Genomic DNA, 20,107 nt, shown 5'->3' with positions numbered 1-20,107 from the left:
GCTAAAATATTTACACACTTTCAGTTCACCCCGGTTTACAAATAAATCGTCAGTTCCGCGGCGCCGGCATCCGGCGCCACGATCATTCCGCGCTCCGTGCTCGCCGCCCGGCCGCCTTTCACGCTCGCCACCCGGCTCACGCCCGGTAAAACGGCCTTCCAGTCCGAAGTGCCCGCTGCCTCGACGCGCACGGAAAGTTCGCCGCCGGCCAAAACCGCTTTTGCCTGCAGCGCGGGCTTCCCTTTCAGGTCCGGAACGGTCACCCGCATCTCCTTGCCTTCCTCCGGCGCAAAGATATGAAGCTCCACGCCGTCCGCAAAATCATAGTCCGGTTTATCGTCCACGGCGCCGACCGGGATGATGCTGCCCGGACGCACGTAGAGCGGCAGGCTCATGAAACCGTGCTGTTCGGACATCCACCGGCCGCCCTGCACCTTCTCTCCCGTCAGGAAGGAAGTCCACGTACCCGGCGGCAAATAAAACTCGACTTGTCCGTCTTCGCTGAAAACGGGCGCAACCAAAAGCGAATCGCCCAGCATGTACTGCCGGTCGAGCGTACGGCATCCCGGATCTTCCGGGAACTCGAGCACCATCGCCCGCATCAACGGCAGCCCCAGGACCGAAGCGTCCACCGCGGCGCCGAACAGGTACGGCATCAGGCGGCATTTGAGCTTCGTGAAAAATCGCACCACCTCTACGGCTTCCTCCCCGAACAACCACGGCACGCGGTACGATTGGTTGCCGTGAAGGCGGCTGTGGCTGGACAGCAGGCCAAACGCCGCCCAGCGCATATAGACGTCGGCCGGCGCCGTGCTTTCGAAGCCGCCGATGTCGTGGCTCCAGAAGCCGAAGCCGGACAGGCCCAAAGAAAGGCCTCCGCGCAGGCTTTCCGCCATCGAATCGTAGTTGGCCGTGCAATCCCCGCCCCAGTGGACCGGGAACTGCTGGCCCCCGGCCGTCGCGGACCGGGCGAACAAAGCCGCTTCCCCTTTGCCGAGCTTTTCTTCCAGCACTTCAAACACCGTTTGGTTGTAAAGCTGGGTGTAATAGTTATGCATCCGGTGCGGGTCGGAGCCGTCAAAATAAACCGCGTCGGTCGGAATCCGCTCGCCGAAGTCCGTCTTGAACGAATCCACGCCCATATCGACAAGCTCGCGCAAATAATCGCCATACCAGCGGCACGCATTCGGATTCGTGAAATCGACGATCGCCATGCCCGGCTGCCAACGGTCCCACTGCCAGACGCCGCCGTCCTTGTTTTTCAGGAAATAACCGTTTTCGGCCCCTTCGTCGAATAAACGCGACTGCTCGCTGATATACGGGTTGATCCAGACGCAAATTTTTAGCCCTTTTTCCTTTAATCGTCCAAGCATACCGCCGGGGTCAGGAAATACCGCCTCGTCCCATTCGAAATCCGTCCAATGAAGCGGCTTCATCCAAAAGCAGTCGAAGTGGAACACATGCAGCGGAAGGTCGCGCTCCTTCATGCCGTCGACGAAGCTCATGACCGTCTGTTCGTCGTAATCGGTCGTAAAAGAGGTGGTCAGCCACAAGCCGAAGGTCCAGGCCGGAGGCAGCGCCGGTTTCCCGGTGAGCGCCGTATAATTTTGCAGCACATGCCGCAGCGTTTCGCCGCCGACGATGAAGTACTCCAGCTTTTCCCCTTCGACGCTGAATTGCACCTTCGACACCTTCTCGGAACCCACTTCGAAGGAAACGAGACCCGGATTGTTGACAAACACGCCGTATCCTTTGCTCGACAGATAAAAAGGAATGTTTTTGTAGGCCTGCTCCGTGCCCGTGCCGCCGTCGCGGTTCCAAATGTCGAGCGATTGTCCGTTTTTGACGAACGGCGTAAACCGTTCCCCAAGTCCATAGATATGCTCGCCGACGCCCAAATCAAGCTGTTCGCGCATGAAGGTTTGACCGTCCGCGCGCGTAATGTGGGCGAGCGCTTTAAGTCCGCTCCCCGTGATCCGTTTGCCTTCCTGATAAAAGGACATGCCCCAGTCGCCGCTGCGGCGGATGCTTGCCTTGAGCCGCCCGCTTTGCAGCCAAACCTCTTCATCGCCAAGCCCCGTTTGAACCTCGTGGTCCTCTTGTTCATGGATTCGGAATTCGGGCTTCAGCGGCGCTCCGCCTTTGTGATGGTGAACGGACACGCGAATGACGTCCTCCATCGGGGAAGAAAGGCCCACCGTCAGCATGGGCAAGTCAAGCATCGCCCAGCGCGGCGTCAAATCCCGGGGCGAAGCGTACACGCTTACCGTTTTTTCCCGGGCTTTCGGGTCATAAGCCTGAATCGGGCTCATAATTTCGAAGCCGGGCAGCGTCAACCAATTGCCGTCGCTAAATTTCATCTTTTCAGCTCACCTCAGGTAACAGGCGGGAAGCCCCGGCTTTGACCAGCCAAAACTTCCCGCCATTCATTTTTTTGCATCCCTTTAAATGCCCTAGCGGGCGGTATTATTCATTCCACAGCTTCACGCGTTTTTTCACGAGCTCCTCGCGCAGCGTTTCGGCTTTTTCGACGCCCGCTTTTTCGATATCTTTCATGTACGCGTCCCATACTTTATCGAAATCGGCCGGTTTGGCCAAAATCGCTTCGGGAATCCGTTTCCACGTAATATCCTTCAGCTTGTTGTCCAGCACGACGATTTCGCTGTCGCCCGGAATGTTGATATTCCATGCCGCGCCCCAAGGTTTGACTTTAAACTCGTCTTCTTTCGGGAACAGATCTCTCCACGATTTGACGTTGTAGGCGGCCAGCGTTTTCTTTTCGACCTCGTTGTACGAGGTCTGGATTTGCTCCGGGAAGTTCGTCGTGTAGTAGTTTCCGGTCGAATCTTTTACGCCGTCGCCGTAATGAACGCCAAGCGTGTTGTAGAGGCCAATGCCTGTTTCCTTGGTGAAGTTGGTTGCGTCGTTAACCTTGCGGTCGCTGATTTCCTTCGGAATGACGCGTTTGCCGTTTTCGACGTTGTAGTGTTTGCCTTCAATTCCCCAGTTCAGCAGCACTTGCCCTTCATCGGAAGCCAGGTAATCGAGGAATTTGATCGCGCGGACCGGGTCTTTGCAGTCTTTGCTGATGCCGATGCCGTAGCCTGCCATATAACCTGTCGGCCAGAACGATGTTTCTTTGTATTCCTTGGTTAAAGTCACCGGATAATGGCCGTAGCCCTGATCGAATTTGCCCGCCGCTTTCAGCGCCTTTTCAGCGTCGCCGTAAGCCCAGTCCTGATCGATCAGGCCGATGACGCGGCCGGTTGCGATCTTTGCTTTGTATTGGTCGTATTTTTGCACGAAGCTTTCCGGATCAAGCAGCCCGATATCGTTCATATGATTGAGCCAGCGGAAATATTCTTTTTCCACGGGGCGCCGGAAATGGTACGTAACTTTTTGCGTATCCACGTCGATCGCGTATTCGCCGTCGTCCGGCGAGCCCGTCGTGTAAAAAGCCGGGTTCGTGACCGTAATGTACATGTACCAGTCGTCGGCGTTTAACGTCAGGCCGATGTTTTTGTTGCCGTTTTCGTCCGTCGGATGTTTTTCGATATAGGATTTGATCACGTTTTCATAATCCTGGACCGTCCGTATTTCCGGATATCCCGCTTCGGCGACCGCCCGGTGCTGGAGTTCGAAGCCGCCGCCGGCCTGGAAGTACTGCTGCCCTACCCCCGCATAAGTCGGAATGGCGTAGATGGCATGGTCTTCATCGCTGTAACGGGCGCGTTTCAAGGAATCGCCAAGCACTTTTTTAATGTTTGGAGCATACTTGTCGATGAGATCGGTCAGATCCAGCATGGCGCCTGCGTCGACGAGCTTGCTGATATCGTTTTTGGCGCTGATGAGGTCGGGATATTGCCCGCTGGATGCGATCAAAGCCACCTTCTGCTGCGGATCGCCGACGGCGAACTCCGCGTCCAGGGTCACGCCGGTTTTTTCCGTAAGGACTTTGCCGATTTCGTCCTTCATCCCCGTCCAGTTCGGACTCGGGTCGGCGCTGAAAAAGGAGAACGTGATCGGCGAATTGTCGCTGCCCGTCGCCGCCTCCTTGCCGGAGCCGCCGGTTTTTACATCCGCGTCGCTGCCGTTATTCCCCCCGCATCCGGCCAACATGCCGACAAACAAGGCGGAAACGAGCAGCAAAACCGAAGCTGTCGTTTTTCTCTTTCTGTTGCTTGCCATACTTGCACCCCTCCTGATGGATTCGAATGGATCTTCCAAACTGATCTATCTGTACAACAAGGGAGCCGCTAAGCGCCCCTGATCATACCGTTTCGGACCGTCAAAGGGTCAGCTTTTGACCGCGCCGAGCGTCATGCCTTTGACAAAATACTTTTGCAGGAACGGATACACCAGCAAAATCGGCACGGTGACGATAATGGTGATGGCCATTTTGATCGACTCCGGCGACACCTGATTGACTGCGGTTGCCACCACGTTCGTCCGGTAATCGCCGCCGCTGCCCGCCGTCGTGCTCTGCAGCACTTTCATCAGCTCATACTGAAGCGTCGTCAGCGACTCGCTGGAACCATTGTACAGGTATGTATCGAACCAGGCATTCCATTGTCCCACCGCCAAAAATAGCGAGATCGTCGCCAAAGCCGGCTTGGTCAGCGGCAGGATCACCCGCCAGTAAATCGTAAAATCGTTGGCCCCGTCAAGCTTGGCCGATTCCTGCAGCGCATACGGGATGCCGTCGATAAAGGATCGCATGACGAAAACATTAAAAGCGCTTACGACACCCGGCAAAATATAAACCGCAAACGTGTTCATGAGGCCCAAATCCTTCATCAGCATGTACGTCGGAATAAGTCCTCCGGATACGTACATCGTCAATGCGAGACACGTGGACACGAATTTCCGTCCTTGAAAATCCTGGCGGCTGATCGAAAACGCAATCATCGATGCGCTGATCAGCCCAAGCAGCGTGCCGATCACGGTGCGGAGCGCCGATATTTTAAAACCCGTGACCAATCCGCTGAACGTGAATATTTTCGTATAATTATCCCAAGTGAACTTTCGGGGAAAAACGGTAATGCCGCCGCGCACGCTGTCGCTGGAATCGTTCAGCGAGATGGCGAGCACGTTCAGGAACGGATAAACGGTCACCACGACGACGAACAGCACCAACACATATACCACCGTATCAAAAATCCGGTCGGACCAAGATTTGCCGCGCGCAAATGCTGTATTCCCCACGATCGTTTCCCCCTTTCCCAAAATGTTGTCGCTTGCAAGAAGCCGTATGTAAGGGCCGTCCCCAGCATCCTATAACAGGCTTTCTTTCGTCGTGCGCTTGAAAATGCCGTTAATGGTGAACAACAGCACGACGCTGATAACCGAGTTGAAAATGTTGATCGCCGTACCGAAGGAATAACGGGCCATGCCAAGTCCGTATTTCAGCGAATACAGGTCAAGCACCTGCGAATAATCCGTCACCAGGTTGTTGCCGAGCAGGAACTGCTTCTCGAAGCCGATGTTCAGCAGGTTGCCGACGGACATGATGAGGAGTACGATAATGGTCGGCCGGATTCCCGGCAGCGTAATATGCCATATTTGGCGGAAACGGCTTGCCCCGTCCACTCGCGCCGCTTCGTACAGCTCGGGACCGATGCCCGCGATGGCGGCCAAATAAATAATGGCGTTCCACCCGGTTTCCTTCCACACGTCCGACAAGGTCACGATCCCCCAGAACAGATGCCCCTTCGCCATAAACTGGATCGGTTCGTGAATGAGCCCGAGTCCCAGCAGCACATCGTTGACCAGTCCGTTGTCGGTGGACAGCATTTTGGTGACGATCCCCGCCGCCACGACCCACGACACGAAATGGGGCAAATACGAAATCGTTTGGGCAAAACGTTTGAATACGCTGAGGCGCACCTCGTTCAGCAAAATGGCGAACAAAATCGGGAACACGAAACCCGCAATCAGCCCCATGGTGCTCATCGCCAGCGTATTGCGCAGGGACAAAAGAAACTGTTCGTCGTGGAAAAGCGTCTTGAAATGTTCGAATCCCACCCATTCCTGCTCGAAAAAGCTTCGCGCCGGCTTATATTTTTGAAATGCCATCGTCCATCCCCATAACGGGAGATAGCTGAACACGAACACCCAAATGACGAACGGAATCGACATCAGATACAAATACTTCTGGTTTCGGAACGTTTTCCAAAAACGTTTTCGGGACGCCGGCCTCTTGCCGGGCTTACCCCCGCGAACCGGAGCGCTGTCTGTTATGTTGGCTGCCGCTCTCAATGTACATGCCCTCCTCTCTATACCCCCATTTTAAATTGTTGTAAGCGATTGCAGTACCCGAAAAATTAGAGATAAAATCCTGTGAAAATTAGACATTTTCGCCAGCTCCGAACACCCGTTCCTTGAATGCAAAAAAAGAAAACCCCTTACCGTCATTTTCCCTTACGGTAAGAGGTTGGAGATACCCCGACATATTTGCGGAACTTCATATTAAAATAATCCGGGTTCATATATCCCACTTTTTCGGCGACTTCGTACACCTTCATGCCTTGGTCCAAAAATGCCTTCGCTTTTTCGATGCGGACCTTATCCAAATACGTGTTAAAATATTCGCCGGTCGTATTTTTGAACATTTTCCCCAGGTAAGCGCTGTTATAGTTAAACAGATCGGCCAGCGTTTCGAGCTTTAAGTTTTCATTGTAACGCCGCTCGATCAGTTCCGACATACGCTCGATCTCGCTTCCCCGGCTTTCGCCGCGCAACCTTTCGGAAATTTTCATAAAATAAGCGACGGCCGAACCGGTCAGTTCGCTTATGTGACTGCTTGCGTAAAAAGCGCCGACCGGAACCCCGTGCTCCGTCCAAAAAGCGCGCATATCCGGGCGGGACGATTCCAAACGGGCCAGCACGCCGCCCGCCAGCCGGATCAGATTCTCCTTCAGCTTCATTTCATCCATTCCTTCGGCCGCCATGCGCCGGCATATCGCTTCGACGAGGGGCTGCAGTTTTGCGGAATTGCCGGTCTCCAAAACAAGCAGCAACCGGTGTTCGGCTTCGTCAGGCTCCAAAACCGGGTCTCCCTCTTCTTCCTGCCAAACCTCCGCCGAACGGTTCCGTATAAACGTATCTTGCGGGCAGAAAAAACTTCGCTTCAGCCCGTCGCTTGCCGCCGCCAAGGAAATATGCGCCTCCTCCGGCCCGGACACCGTTCCTCCCGCCGCCGCGCTGAAGGCCAGCCCCTCCGCGCCTCCCGCGGACATAAACTCCGCGATCATCCGGTACAGCTCCCGATCGCCTTCCCGGCATTCCGGCGGTGTCGTTAGAAGGAGTCCGAGATACGGAGGAAAGTGGAAGCATATACCTAGCGCTTGCTGCCGAAAGCCCTCGTCCAAAGCCTGCCGGATGCGGGACAACGCCTCTTCGTCAGCCGCCTGCAATTGCCAGAGCCGCAGCAGCACGACCTCGCAAGGCCCTTCCGGAATGCCGAGGGAAGCCGCCAGGCTCGCCAGCCGTCCGCCATCCAATGAGCCGGACTCCGGCAGCAGCAATTCCTTCAGCACCGCATCTTTGCTTCGGGCCGGTTCTTCCCGGCTCCACTGGTTGAACTGCCGCTCTTTTTCGATCGCCTCCCGAATTTGTTCGAGATAGGATACAAGCTCGTCCTCGTCCACCGGTTTGAGCAAATAACCGTCGACGCGGCAGGAAATCGCGCGTTTGGCATACTCGAAGTCGGCATAACCGCTCAGAATCAGCATATGGCTGTCCGCTCCGCGGCTGCGCAGCTCCTGAATGAGCTGCAGACCGTCCATGCCCGGCATCCGGATGTCCGCCAAAATCAACTCGGGTTTATGCGCTTCGTATTTCTCCAAAGCCTCCTGGCCGTTCGCCGCCGTATCGACCACCCGATACCCCTGTTCTTCCCAAGGGATCAACGTTCGCAAGCCTTCGCGCAGCTTCGGTTCGTCATCAACGATCAATACCTTCAGCATCATCCGTCACCCCCCTTCCATTGGAATGGCGAAGGAGATCGCCGTCCCGCTGCCGGGCCGGCTATGTATGGATAAACCGCATGGTTCCCCATACGTAAGCTTCAACCGGACATGCACGTTGCGCAGCCCGATCCGCTCGCCTTCCCGTTCCTCCGTATCTTCCAGCGTCCGCATGATTTTGTCCATTTTCTCCTCCGTTATGCCGATACCGTTATCCGTGATGGTGAATTCGGCCGCGTTGTTTTTCCTCTGAATCCGAACTTTGACGGCCGCCCCTTCCGCCGTATTGTCCAAACCGTGCACGACGGCGTTTTCCACCAGCGGCTGGATGATCAGCGGGGGCACGTACAGCGCCTCCAGATCCGGGTCGACTTGAAACTCGTACCGGAGCCGGTCCTCATAACGAAAACGCTGAATCTCCAGGTAACAGTGGACCATCTCGAGCTCCTGCTTGAGCGGAATTTTGCTGTTGCCGACCTCGAGGTTGTTCCGCATCATTTTGCCGAGCAGCCGCACGATTCTCGCAATTTCCGTCTGCCCTTGCATATGGGCCTCCATCCGGATCGATTCCAGCGCGTTAAACAGAAAATGGGGATTGATTTGGCTGGCCAGCATTTTAAAGCGGATTTCGCTTTGTTTTTTCTCCAGCAGCCGGTTCCGTTCATTGGACACCGTCACTTCCTCCATCAAGTCGTGGATGTTGCGGACCATGGAGTTGAACTGCCTGGACAACAGCCCGATTTCATCCTTGCCGTCGATTTGCAGCGTCGTGTCGAAATCCCCGAGCCCGACCCGGTTAATATGCCTGCTGAGGCGCAGCATCCGCCGGGAAAACAGGGACGAGACGCCATAAATGAGCAGGAAGGCCAAAATGATGCTGATCACGATGACCGTAAGCGCCAATCGGATGATTTTGTTCGGTTCCTTGACGATGCTGCCGATCGAAAAAACGGAAATGATCCGCACCCCGTTTTCGCTGGAAACCGGTTTGAGCTCGTCGATCAGCACTTTGGAAGGGACGCCGTTGAGCGTGGCCTCGAAGGTTCCGCTGCGTTTGGTCATCATGTTTCGGTCGAGCGAAAGGTCGGTCAGCTTTTTGTCCTTCCAATCATCGCGGTTGGCCGCGACGATGTTGTCCTGATCGTCCACGATCATCGTATCGAAGGTTTCCTGGTTCAGGATCGAGTTTAGCATGTTCGCGTTGACGTTCAACACCAGCACGCCGTATTTTTTCAAGCTTTCGAGTTCGATCGTCCGCACCAGGCTCAAATATTTTTTATGGTCGCGTTCGTCCTCGATATACCGCCAACTGACCAGGCTTTCATGCTTGAGCGCATGCCGGTACCAGTCGCTGTCCTTGATCTCGTCCGACGCGTTGATCAGCTCCCAGTTGTTGAGCAGCGTCGCGTTGTCGGTATAAAGACGGATGTTGGATATTTCTTTGTAGAGCCTTAAATATTCCCGCATGTCGGGATATTCCCTGTAGGCCTCGACCACGTCGTATACGCTTTCATAATGCCGGTTCGCCAGCTTTTTAAGCCTGGCGTCGTTGGATAAACGGTAAGAAATGTCGAGCGAGACGCGAATGACCTCCTCGGTCCTCTTTTTGATCCGGTCGACGTTCGTCGAAGCTTGCTCCATCGCGTTGTTGAACGCCATCTGCCTCATTTCGGCGGTGAGGTATCCCCCGACCAGCAGCACCGGCAGGAGCGCCGCAAGCAGGAAAGACAGCAGCAGCTTATTCCGTATTTTGATATCGTTTAATAACGTGACGAAGCGGTGCCACATGTCTGTTTCCCCCACGGCGAGTCAGTTACCGAAAGCGTCCCCATCCTTGCGGATGCCGTCCCTTTCTTACCTTCTAACTTTATATCCTATTTGCGGTAGGCCGCAAGCCTTTGGTTCAGTTCCTTGGTTTGGCCGTATACGTCCTGATATACCGCAAACAACCCGTCATACTGCTTGACCTGCTCCGGATTCGGCGAAAAGACTTCAGCCGGACGGATGAACTTCTTCGCGCACGCTTCAAGCGACGGAAACCATCCGCAGCCGTACGCCGCCAGCATGGCGGCCCCCATGGCAGGCCCCTGCTCGCTTTCGAGCTTGAGGATGTCGGCATTCAAAATATCCGCCTGCATTTGCAGCCAGGTTTCGTTCTGAGCGCCGCCGCCGATCGCCGTCACCTCGGTAATTTCCTTGCCGGACCCGCGGATGATGCCGATGGACTCGCGCAGCGAAAACGTGATGCCCTCCAAAACCGCACGCGCAAAATGCTTTAGCGCATGGCCCGAATCCATGCCGATGAAGCTGCCGCGGATGTCCGCATCCGGATGGGGCGTGCGCTCGCCGGAAATGTACGGCGTAAACAGCAGTCCGCCGCTCCCCGCCGGAATGTCTTCGATGCCCTTCAGCAGCTCGTCAAAGGAAGATTCCTTCGCAAACGTTTGTTTAAACCAGGAAAGGCTGTGCCCCGCCGCCAAAGTGACGCCCATCACGTAAAAGGCGTTCTCTTCCCCGTGGTTGAAGAAATGCATTTTTCCCTGCGGATTGACGTCTTTCCGGCTTTCATAGGAAAGGACGACGCCCGACGTGCCGATGCTGCACATCGTTTTGCCTTCGCCCAAAATGCCCGCGCCGATCGCTCCGCACGCATTGTCCGCCCCGCCCGCAAACACCTTCGTCGCCGGGAGAAGCCCTGCCGCTTCAGCCACTTCCGGGAGCAGCGTGCCCGTCAGGTCGGAGGATTCCACCAGCTTCGGACAAAGCGACAAGGGCAGATCAAACGCGCCGGCAATGTCCGCGCTCCATGCTTTTTCCGCCACATCGAGCAGCAGCGTGCCGGCCGCATCCGAATAATCCATCGCAAAATCGCCCGTCAGACGGTACCGGACGTAATCTTTCGGCAGCAAAAAGAGCGAAGCTTGGGACAGAATTTCCGGTTCATGCTCCTGCACCCACAATATTTTCGGAAGCGTAAACCCTTCCAACGCGCGGTTGCGCGCAATGTCGAGCAGCTTGCCCCCAAGCTTTTGTTCGATTTGGCGGCATTGCGGCGTCGTCCGCGTATCATTCCACAAGATGGCCGGACGGAGCACCTTTCCTTCCGCATCCACCAGCACAAGCCCGTGCATCTGTCCGGAAAAGCTGATGCCTTCCACGTCGGACGGGTCAGCCTGCGATTTCTCCATCAACTTGCGCAGGCTTACGATGGTGCGCTCCGCCCAATCCTCCGGATGTTGCTCGCTCCAGCCCGGATTCGGGCGATGCAGCGGATAGCTTTCCGCGTGCTCGCAGACCACCTGGCCTTCCTCCGACACAAGCACGGATTTGACCGCGCTGGTCCCGATGTCGATTCCGATTACGTATTTCATGAATAGCGCCTCCCAAGGCTAAATTCTTTTAAAAGAAAACGTCTATCGACGTACTTTCACCGAAGACGGACCGCATTTTAGCGGAAGTTTTTTTGCGAGTTAAGGATGCTTTGGCACGGAAGGTTTATACTTCCTTATCTTTTAAAAAGAAAGAGGCTGCCGAAGAATGCTTCTTCAGGCAACCTCCGCTGCATGCCTTTGTTTCCCTCGCGTACCTTTCGCGAACCTTCGCTTATTCCGCCAAAATGTATTGGTTCAACAGCGATCTCAGCATTTCCTGGCGTCCGGATTCGTTTTTGCGAGGCTGGTCGTTGTTCAGCGCATATTCGGACAGGGAAGCCAGCGTCGCCTTGCCGGAAACGATCTCGGCGCCGACGCCTTCCTTGAAGCTGCTGTAACGTTTTTCGATGAAGTCGTCGAACACGCGGTCTTCGATCAGCTTGGCGGCTACTTTCAGCCCTTTGGCATACGTATCCATGCCGGCGATATGGGCCAGGAACAGATCCTCCGGCTCAAAAGACGGACGGCGCACTTTCGCGTCGAAGTTGATGCCGCCTTTGCCGAGGCCGTCGTTTTTGAGCACTTCGTACAACGTCAGCGCTGCGTCGTAGATGTTCACAGGGAATTCGTCCGTGTCCCATCCGAGCAGCATGTCGCCTTGGTTGGCGTCGAGCGAACCCAGCATGCCGTTGATCCGCGCCACGCGCAGCTCATGCTCGAACGTATGGCCTGCCAGCGTCGCATGGTTGGCTTCCAGGTTCAGTTTGAAATGTTTGTCGAGACCGTATTTTTGCAGGAACGAAATCGTCGTTGCCGCATCAAAATCATATTGGTGTTTCGTCGGCTCTTTCGGCTTCGGCTCGATCAGGAACTGCGCGTCAAAGCCGATTTCCTTCGCGTAATCCACCGCCATGGAGAACAGGCGGGCCATGTTGTCCATTTCCAACTGCATGTCGGTGTTAAGCAGTGTTTCGTAACCTTCGCGGCCGCCCCAGAAAACGTAGTTTTCCGCTCCGAGACGTTTGCCGACCTCAAGGCCTTTCTTGATTTGGGCCGCTGCATATGCGTATACGTCGGCGTTGCAGGTCGAACCTGCGCCGTGCATGTAGCGCGGATTCGTGAACATGTTCGCCGTGTTCCACAGCAGCTTTTTGCCGGAAGATTTCATGCCCTGCTCAATGAGGTCCACGATCGTGTCGATGTTGCTGAAAAATTCCTTCAAGCTGCCGCCTTCCGGCGCGATGTCGACGTCATGGAAGCAGAAGTACTGCAGATTCATTTTATCCATGAATTCAAATGCGGCTTCCACGCGAGCTTTCGCTTTATCCATGCCGCTGAGGTGATCCCAGCCGCGGACGGCGGTTTCGCTGCCGAACGGGTCGGTTCCGCCCGCGGTCAACGTATGCCAATAAGCCATGGCGAAGCGCAGATGCTCTTCCATCGTTTTGCCGGCAACCTTTTCCTCCGGATTGTAGTACTTGAACGCAAACGGATTGGTCGAGCGGCTGCCCTCGAATTTGATTTTTCCGACGTTTTCAAAATATGCCATTGCGCATGCTCCTCCTTGGATACTGTATGTTTTACCCTGCTATTTCTTATCGACGAAAGCCTTTACAACACCATCCTAACACAAAGTTTCGACTTTGTATATTGGTTAAACTAAGTATTTTTATCATGTTGCATTTTGCAAAAGAAGACACTAGACTAGGGGGATACGATCATAAACGGCATCGCCGTCTTGACCGGCGGAGATTCCGTTTCGCGGATGAAATACAAGCCTGTTTCGAAGCGAGAAACCTATAAATTCTTTTATTTTGGAAAATCGAAAGGTTCCCTGAAGGATGTGTTTGACATGAATGTAACCGGCGACCAGGCGCTCGTCAAAAAAATAAACAAATCGCTGATCCTCCATACGATCCGCAGGCATCCCGAGCTGTCCCGCGCCCGGATTTCGGAAATTACGGGACTGAACAAAGCGACCGTGTCCAATTTGGTGGCCGAGCTGCAGCAGGAGCAGCTTGTCCTCGAAGCCGGTCCGGGCGAATCGAGCGGAGGGCGCAAGCCTCTTATTTTGCATTTTAACGCGATGGCCGGCTGCGTGATCGGCATGGAGCTGCGCGTTAAGCAGATCTCCGCCGTCCTGTGCGATTTGAACGGGAACGTGCTCGCAGAAACGGAGGCCCCGCTTCACCGGCACGATCTTGCTTACACGTTTGAACAAATGAAAACGATGATTGCCGGGCTGATCGCAGGCGTTCCGTCAACCCACTACGGCATCGTCGGCATCGGCGTCGGGGTGCCCGGCATGGTCGACGAAAACGGGGTCGTCCTGTTTGCGCCCAACCTCGGCTGGGAAACGGTCGATCTGCGCAGCATGCTGGAGGAGCATTTCGCTCTCCCCGTCATCATCGACAATGAAGCGAACAGCGGAGCGCTCGGCGAGCTCCATTTCGGCCGGGGCCAGGATGTCCGGCATTTGCTGTATATCAGCGCGGGTTCGGGGATCGGTTCCGGGATCATTATCAGCGGCGAGCTGTACAAAGGTTCCAGAGGATATGCCGGCGAAACCGGCCATATGAGCATCGAAGCCGAAGGCATGCCTTGCAGCTGCGGCAGCCGCGGGTGCTGGGAGCTGTATGCTTCGGAGAAGGCGTACGATCTGGCGGCGAGCGAGCTTCCCTCCTATCAGACCCGGGAGCTCGTCCGTTATGCCGCCGAAGGCGACGAGGCTGCGCGCGGCCAGTTTCACGTCATGGGCAACTATCTCGGCATCGGCCTGACGAACCTGATCAACGGCTTTAATCCGGAGCTGATCGTGCTCGGCGGCGCGTTGTCCGAAGCCCGCGAATGGCTGGAGGAGCCGATGCAGCGGGTCGTCGCCAAACGGACGCTCCCCTACCACAAGCAGCAGCTCGAAATCGCGTTTTCCGCGCTCGGCAGCCGGGCGACGATGATCGGAGCCGGTTTCTCCGCGGCGATGCATTTTCTGGGGCACACGAGGGTGATGGTGTAAACAAAAAAGCGCCTTTCGGCGTTTTTTTTGAATTCCTATGGAGCGGGTGATGGGAATACTCAACATCCTGATCTAAAAGCGAGCCTCCGGCTCGCAGCTAGAGGTAGATGTTGACGCGCGCCCTGATCGGGTCATCCCCAGATGCCTGCACGGACGATCCACCCACGCGTGGGTTCTCTTCCCCGCAAACCTCCATAAAACAAAAAAAACGCCCATCGGCGTTGTCTTTTCGTTTTATGGAGCGGGTGATGGGAATCGAACCCACGCTACCAGCTTGGAAGGCTGGTACCGCCCCTAGTCTGTGATGTTCAATTTGGGCATAAAACCTTATAGATTAACGGTTTTTCGATTTTCTCCTAGTCTGTGGTGGTCAAGCAAACCTTAGATTCAGAAAAAAGTTTGCCCCTTTTTTGCCCCTTTTGCATAGAAGGGGCAAACACCAAGGAGGAATATCGTTTGAAATTTGAAGACCTTAAACCGGGATTGCCAGTTCGAATTGCTGATGGTCACAAGAGTGGTTTCGGTGGCCGCGGCGGTATCGTATTGGATGCCGGAACGTTCCAGCTCATTTCCGGCGAACATCGATCAGGAGCGCTCGTCGACATAGGCGAGGCAAGGCTGGTCATTGAAGCGGAGGACCTGGAGATCGTGGAGCTTCCCCCTCCGGATCCGGGCTGGGAAGAGTTCAATATATAATAGAAGAAAATTATCAAATAGCAAAAAACCTGCTGGCTGTAAGTGTGCCAACAGTTTTTTTGCTCGACAGCCCTCAAACGGCTCGGCAACCGCTTGTTTGGGAGGACGTCTATTGGAATAAAGGTGGTTTGCCACACCGTTATTATTTAATCAATTATGTCAAATTATGCGCATTATACGCGATTTTTCATTTGCCTTTTTCAATCTGCTGAAGTTGCCGCTCCAGCTCAGCAATGCGCTCCGTGTTGCCAGCAATCAAGGCTAAGAAGTTTTTCCTCATCCGGTTTACAACGATCGCCAGTTCCTCCCGCGTTACCGGTGCGCCCGGGCGGTTACCGTCAAAATATCCATTTGCCGTCGCTTCCTCCCATGCTGCCGCTGCCCAAGTGCTCACTTGGTTAATATCACGTTCAGTCATCTTCTCCCCATCCTTTCCTGTTTGTTTTTTACCATACCGGCGCCGCAGCTCGTCGACCGTCCCGTCAAACTCGTTGAGATCGACCGGGCCAGAGATCCCAGGCACTTTGCGCCCGCCGCCCGGGAGCTCCCCGCCAAGCGTGCCGTCGCTGTACTGCCAAAACTCCCAGCGCTTCCATCCCGAAGCATCCGCCGGCGCCTGGTTGCTGTACCTTGCGATCCAAAGCGGATAATTCGTCAGGCCAGAGAACCGGCCGATAAACGACGGATACGTGTAAACCATCGGCCTCCTTCCGGTCAGCCGCTCGGTCTCCTCCAAGAAGGCCTTGGCTACCGCAGTGCAGCCTGCAGGCGTTAATCCGCCTTTGTTGCTCTCATAGTCCATGACAAACGGTAGGTCAAAGACCTCGGGCCCACCTGCCGCTTTGATTGCGCTGTAAAAGAGCTGAGCTGCCGCCCGCGCCTTGTCCGGCGTTGTCACCGAGTCGTCCACGTAATGGTAGGCCCCGACCAGCAAACCCGCGGCCTTAGCGCCTTTAAGATTTTCCAAAAACCTCGTGTCCATCCGGTTTTGGGTCGCCTTGATAAAGGCAAAAGAAATGCCGGCAGCTGCCACCGCCGGCCAATCGATTACGCCTTGATAATGCGATACGTCGATTCCTTGGGCATTTCCCTTAACCCTGTTTTGCATCGACACTTCCCCCTTTCCGATCCTCTGCTCGTTTCAGCTTTTTGTCCAATTCGGATTTTACCCACTCAATCAAAGCATTAAGAACCGGCAACGGCAGCCAGTCGCCCCACCCTGCCCGGATACTGTTGGCCGTCATTGATTGCAGCACGTGGTAAATGAGGCCGAATGCCAGCGCCCCAAAGATGACACCCGGAAGGTTAAAGATAACGTCAAGCAAATGACCGCCAGCTGGAAGCAGAAGCATAAACACGGTCCGGATGACCCCATCGATACCGTATTTGCTGGCATACGAATTATCCTTTTTAGCGGCACGGGTGCCGGAGATCCAATCCATAACGATAAAAAACAAAAGAGCTGTCATAATCGCACCCACTGCATCACCGCCGCCATACAAAAATTCAAAAGCCGGGACCAGTATGGCCCCAGCTACGGAAATAACGTATTTATCCAAGCTTGATCAATCCTTTCTAGATTTAAATAGCCCCCGGATTACCCGAGGGCGAATTGATGAATAATTATTACGCTTTATAATCCTTGCCTGTGATAACTTTAAACTCTGATGCTGTGATGACGTTAAATGATACGTAAAGCCGGAGTTGGACGTCTGACACCCATTTCTTTTCATAGTAGTATGACAAACGCTCGAAATCACTGTTAAACATTTGATTCGCCTCCTGCTAAAATTTTTAATTCAAGGGCTGCTAACATCTGACCAAGTGCCTTGTTTTGCTGGTATAAATCAAGAATAGCTATATCCTTTTTAACTAACTCGCCACCAATAACGGTACTCTGTTTTTTTAGGTCGAGCGTAGCCAAGTCTTGCTTGACCTGTTCGGAGCCAATTGTACCGACGTCCTCAATGCGATCATCTGCTTTTCGCGCAACCTGATCCAGCTCCGAAGCTATATCGGCGACTCCCTCTTTCAGTGACGTCATATCCTTTTCCAACCGTTCTAGTTTGCTTGGCTCCGCAGGCTTGTGCAGATCCTCGATTTCTTCCGGCGTTAAGCCTTCACGCCAATAATCCGCTGGATTAACCGGCTTATCCTCTTCTCGGGCTTCCCAGGCGATGAGGTCAAACTTCGGAAGATACAATCCCGGCACGACCGGAACGCCGACGATATATCCGGCGATCTCCCTCTCAGGCTCTTCGCCGTCTTCCGGATGCTCTTGCGGTTCTCCCGGTTCAAATGATTCCGGTTCCGGTGGATCGGCATAAAAAGGGGCAACACCGGAAAAGGCATCGTTCACAAGCGCGTCCTCAATGTAGAGGCCATCAGTATTTACTTTAGGTACTGCTTTCATGTGATACCTCCCTTTATTGTTCAGCTTCAAAAATAATACCGTCTAAAACCATGTAGTCAGTTCCAATGTATCCCACACCAACATCGCCATTGGGGTATATTTCTATATTTGATTGAACAAGTTGTCCACCTGTTACTCCCATTTGACCATATCTAACTACATATTTAGGCCTATATCCCACAGGTAGTTTGAAAAGAAGTATAGATCCTGCTTTGGATGTATATACGCCTCGGATGATGACGAATCCGTTTTTCTTTTTATACTCGACCGGAGTGGTTCCAGGTAAAGCGCCATTCAATAATGTCGGTGTAATCCATCCCGGCGCATCCTTCTCCGCCTTCTTCATTTCGGCCACGCTGACACGTTGCAGCGCCTCTTGCACCCCCGTCATCAGATCGGTAAGCTGCGCCTTTTCGTTTACGGCCAGGCTGCCGGTGATCGGAACGACTGGCGATTTGTCGATTTTGGTATAAGTCACGCTGTACGCTGCGGTTTGATCAAACAGCGATGCATCTAAAAACGCGCGTTCCTTGCCATAGGAATTTGTGTCAGAAATCCTCGACCATTTATCGGGGCGGTTGTACTTATACACTGACAATATCTTTTCAGCTTTGTACTTAAGCGGATTTGAAGCTACATTCCCAGGGCTTAATGAGTTTATTTCGTAGGTATTGTAAAGAGCGGATAGCTTGGGATGTGTTCCCTCCCTTAAAATAATCCCTGTACCGACTTCGATTTGATTGTCGCCCTCAGTCAGCGTTAAGCAGCCCTCAGACGTAACCGGCTCGACAACAGGAGAAGCGAGTTTATATAAGAGGCTGTATGAGGGCAAAGCTGCATTAACCGTATTTGGTGGCGTAGTATCCTGCACCCAATATACGTTCCCATTGGGTTGTCGTGCACCAAAGGACTTTGTCCCCGAACCATTGTACGGTGTTTCAGGTGTGCCTGAGTACATCTTATATCCCATAAAATACGCCTTAATCTCGTCAGGTGTCGGTGTGTAGTTATCGCCCCATCCGCTGTCTGAGTTAGGAATAAGGATATGAAAAGTACCGTTCTTATCGAGGTTAAACGTGTCCGGTAGGTTTACGTTGACATCCCTAGTTACCACCTTACCGTCAAATTTAACGACCCTATTATTGGATGTTTCCAATGCGTCCTTAAAGCTAGTCACTATCGTAATTCGTTTAAATCCGGTAAAAGCTGCCCCAAATTGCCAATTAAACGATCCGTCCAGAACAACCTTCTTCCACTTCGCTAGCTTGTAATACTGCCCATCACGTTCAAACAATTCGTCCGACTCGCTGCCGTCGGTTGGGTTAGCATGTAGCTCCGTTTGAAAAGCAAGCATAACGTCTTCTCGTGGGGTAAATGGCATTGATTTCGTGCTGATAGTTAACATAGGATTCTCGAATGTAAATGTACCAGTAGTGGCACTCATAAACGTAACTACTACTTTATTAATTCCTGTTGCCGTAGTGAATGAAATCTCTCCCGTTGTAGCATAATATCCTTCTTTAATCACATTCCCTTTTAAATCGGCAACTTTAACATATAAACCATTCTCTTTATCCAGTTTTAGTTTATAAGACTGATTCTCAATCAAAGTAATTGTTATGCTGCTTGCTTCCCAAGATGCACTAGCTTTTAATGAAAGCTTGTAAGGCGATATTAAGGTGGCATTAGGATGGAGATTCCATTCGTAAAACGGCGGTAGCAGGTTTCCACTGATCCGTGTCACATACGGATTCTCGACACCTATAATCCCTATTCGTCCCTGCCCGTTAATCTCCGTCTTCCCTTTAATGGACCCGAGCTTAAACCGCGCATCACGTTTGGCTGTAACGATCTGTACACCAGGCTGCAGCGTGAGCGTTTCGGATTCTGCAGTGTCGAGCCTATCTTCCAGCGCTGTGATAGCCGCGCTATGCTCGTCCAGCAGCTCGCCGTGGGCGACGATTTCCGCAAATTGAGCGGCCGAAAGCAGCCCGCCCTCAGTCAGCGTTGCCGCTGGGATCGGATCCGCTCCGTGTTCCGTATGCGTCGGACCGTGCGCCCCAGGAGCTGCTTGACCCGTGGCGGTGATGGTAACTTCCCCGGTGTTCGGATTCGTTGTTACGGTGATTCCTACGCCACCGACGATAAAAAACTGCGAAGACGGATCCGCCGCGGCAATATCGTTCACTTTGGCAAAGGCGTTTTGGTTAACCTCTGCGCCCTCCTGGATCCCACCCAGCTTGTCATGGTCTGCCTGCGTGACGTGGACAACCTTATCAGCGGTATGCTTATCCAGATTGGTCTGCACTGTGCCGGCTGCACGATCGGCGTATTTGGTTGTGGCAAGCTTATTCGAATTATCGCCTGCCGGTTGCGTCGGAGCGGTGGGCGTGCCGGTAAACACCGGATTGTCCGCCGATGCTTTCTTGTCCATGTCCTCCTGCACTCGGTCAAAACCGATATTGATGTTGTTAAAGTCTTCCGATATTTTCTTACTTCCTTGCAGGTTCGCGTATCGGTTCGCCATTGGATTCAGCTCCTTTCAGATGCTTCAGTCTTTGCTCCACGGCATCCTTGATGCCTTGCAAAATTGCCTCTTCTTGGCCGTAATGATAAGGTACCAAGGCCGAGATTACGGCGCAGATTT

The 20,107-nt window shown here is 53.7% G+C and carries 15 protein-coding genes; 2 read left to right on the top strand and 13 right to left on the bottom strand.

Annotation, left to right across the window (positions count from 1 at the left end; translation table 11 throughout):
* Positions 1 to 35 precede the first annotated feature (35 nt).
* The 8 genes from yicI to xylA form a co-directional block, all read right to left on the bottom strand.
* A complete protein-coding gene (yicI, locus tag GQY55_RS17225) occupies positions 36 to 2,360 on the bottom strand; it encodes an alpha-xylosidase (RefSeq protein ID WP_160043113.1) in 2,325 nt (774 codons plus the stop codon).
* A gap of 106 nt (positions 2,361 to 2,466) precedes the next feature.
* Positions 2,467 to 4,188 carry an ABC transporter substrate-binding protein gene (locus GQY55_RS17220; protein ID WP_236575680.1) on the bottom strand — a complete coding sequence of 574 codons (1,722 nt, stop codon included), beginning with the start codon at positions 4,186 to 4,188 and terminating at the stop codon, positions 2,467 to 2,469.
* Between the two features lie 108 nt (positions 4,189 to 4,296).
* Positions 4,297 to 5,205: a carbohydrate ABC transporter permease gene (locus GQY55_RS17215; RefSeq protein ID WP_236575679.1), complete on the bottom strand. Its 909-nt coding sequence runs from the start codon at positions 5,203 to 5,205 to the stop codon at positions 4,297 to 4,299.
* Between the two features lie 69 nt (positions 5,206 to 5,274).
* Positions 5,275 to 6,258 carry an ABC transporter permease gene (locus GQY55_RS17210; protein WP_373309219.1) on the bottom strand — a complete coding sequence of 328 codons (984 nt, stop codon included), beginning with the start codon at positions 6,256 to 6,258 and terminating at the stop codon, positions 5,275 to 5,277.
* Positions 6,259 to 6,410: 152 nt separating this feature from the next.
* The gene (locus tag GQY55_RS17205) at positions 6,411 to 7,967 is read right to left on the bottom strand and encodes a response regulator transcription factor (RefSeq protein WP_373309234.1); all 1,557 of its coding nucleotides are present in this window, start codon (positions 7,965 to 7,967) and stop codon (positions 6,411 to 6,413) included.
* 6 nt (positions 7,968 to 7,973) lie between these two features.
* Complete coding sequence (locus GQY55_RS17200) at positions 7,974 to 9,755, bottom strand: cache domain-containing sensor histidine kinase (RefSeq protein WP_160043111.1); 1,782 nt, start codon at positions 9,753 to 9,755, stop codon at positions 7,974 to 7,976.
* A gap of 86 nt (positions 9,756 to 9,841) precedes the next feature.
* Complete coding sequence (xylB, locus tag GQY55_RS17195) at positions 9,842 to 11,338, bottom strand: xylulokinase (RefSeq protein WP_160043110.1); 1,497 nt, start codon at positions 11,336 to 11,338, stop codon at positions 9,842 to 9,844.
* A gap of 232 nt (positions 11,339 to 11,570) precedes the next feature.
* Positions 11,571 to 12,887: a xylose isomerase gene (gene xylA, locus GQY55_RS17190; RefSeq protein ID WP_160043109.1), complete on the bottom strand. Its 1,317-nt coding sequence runs from the start codon at positions 12,885 to 12,887 to the stop codon at positions 11,571 to 11,573.
* Positions 12,888 to 13,190: 303 nt separating this feature from the next.
* Between xylA and GQY55_RS17185 the strand changes: the two genes are divergently transcribed.
* Complete coding sequence (locus tag GQY55_RS17185) at positions 13,191 to 14,351, top strand: ROK family transcriptional regulator (RefSeq protein WP_160043108.1); 1,161 nt, start codon at positions 13,191 to 13,193, stop codon at positions 14,349 to 14,351.
* Positions 14,352 to 14,807: 456 nt separating this feature from the next.
* A complete protein-coding gene (locus tag GQY55_RS17180; protein WP_160043107.1) occupies positions 14,808 to 15,047 on the top strand; it encodes a hypothetical protein in 240 nt (79 codons plus the stop codon).
* Positions 15,048 to 15,234: 187 nt separating this feature from the next.
* Here GQY55_RS17180 and GQY55_RS17175 read toward each other — a convergent pair whose 3' ends face one another.
* The 5 genes from GQY55_RS17175 to GQY55_RS17155 all read right to left on the bottom strand — a co-directional run bounded on the left by GQY55_RS17175 (position 15,235) and on the right by GQY55_RS17155 (position 19,987).
* Positions 15,235 to 16,155, bottom strand: a complete 921-nt coding sequence (locus GQY55_RS17175; RefSeq protein ID WP_160043106.1) for a glycoside hydrolase family 25 protein — start codon at positions 16,153 to 16,155, stop codon at positions 15,235 to 15,237.
* A complete protein-coding gene (locus GQY55_RS17170) occupies positions 16,139 to 16,606 on the bottom strand; it encodes a phage holin family protein (RefSeq protein ID WP_160043105.1) in 468 nt (155 codons plus the stop codon). The genes GQY55_RS17175 and GQY55_RS17170 overlap by 17 nt, the downstream gene beginning before the upstream one ends.
* A 67-nt stretch (positions 16,607 to 16,673) precedes the next feature.
* Positions 16,674 to 16,817, bottom strand: coding sequence for an XkdX family protein (locus GQY55_RS17165; RefSeq protein WP_160043104.1), 144 nt, complete (start codon positions 16,815 to 16,817; stop codon positions 16,674 to 16,676).
* Positions 16,810 to 17,460, bottom strand: a complete 651-nt coding sequence (locus tag GQY55_RS17160; protein ID WP_201452174.1) for a hypothetical protein — start codon at positions 17,458 to 17,460, stop codon at positions 16,810 to 16,812. The genes GQY55_RS17165 and GQY55_RS17160 overlap by 8 nt, the downstream gene beginning before the upstream one ends.
* Positions 17,461 to 17,473: 13 nt before the next feature.
* Complete coding sequence (locus GQY55_RS17155; RefSeq protein ID WP_160043103.1) at positions 17,474 to 19,987, bottom strand: hypothetical protein; 2,514 nt, start codon at positions 19,985 to 19,987, stop codon at positions 17,474 to 17,476.
* Between the last annotated feature and the right edge of the window lie 120 nt (positions 19,988 to 20,107).

The organism is Paenibacillus sp. USDA918EY (genome assembly GCF_009870825.1).
In the GTDB taxonomy this organism is placed as follows: domain Bacteria; phylum Bacillota; class Bacilli; order Paenibacillales; family Paenibacillaceae; genus Paenibacillus_AQ; species Paenibacillus_AQ albilobatus.
The sequence above is the reverse complement of the archived record's forward strand: the minus strand, read 5'-3'. Positions and strand labels throughout refer to the sequence as shown.